This is a genomic window from Campylobacter sp. BCW_4323, assembly GCF_001763115.1.
Lineage (GTDB): Bacteria > Campylobacterota > Campylobacteria > Campylobacterales > Campylobacteraceae > Campylobacter_D > Campylobacter_D jejuni.
On the sequence record NZ_MJYC01000010.1, the window covers coordinates 1 to 633 of the forward strand.

Sequence of the window (633 nt, forward strand, 5' to 3'; positions counted from 1 at the left end):
TGAACTTACCCTCTCAAATATAAAAGATAAAGAACAAATTTATTTAAAAGCCCAAAAGGATTATGATGAATTAGTCCAGCATAATTTCACTCAAAGAATTTTAAATGATAAAGATTCTAAGGTAGATGGAATTTATAATGAAAGGATTAAAAAGATTCATACTCAAATCATAGACTTAGCTAAAAATGTCAATGTAGGAGGAGAATACTTAACTAATGTAGGCTTATCTAAAGATACCATAGTAGGATTAAGCAATACCTTAAATGTAGGAGTAGATAATAAAGTAAGAGTGGCTAAAAACTCTCATGAGTTTGTAGAAGAAAACAAAGACATAGAAATAGGTGCTAATCAAAACACTATTATCCATAAAGATGAGATAAGGAATGTGAAGGGAAATAAAAAGGAAGTGGTTGAGGGAAAACTTGAGCTTCATGTTAATAAAGGAATAAATTACTTTACGGAAGAACATTTTAGTATGCAAACTAACAATTACATTGATATATATACAGAACAAAATTTAAGCACGCAAACCAAAAAACAACATACAGAACTTGCAGAATCTAAATATAGTGACTTTCAAACAGATTGTGAAGTAAAAGCAGGTAATCAAATCCTCCATCAAGTAGGCGATAC

The 633-nt window shown here is 29.7% G+C and carries 1 protein-coding gene; it reads left to right on the top strand.

Annotation, left to right across the window (positions count from 1 at the left end; translation table 11 throughout):
• Window positions 1-633 (top strand): bacteriophage T4 gp5 trimerisation domain-containing protein (locus AJN60_RS00445; RefSeq protein WP_407918806.1); only part of this gene is annotated, 633 nt, incomplete at both ends.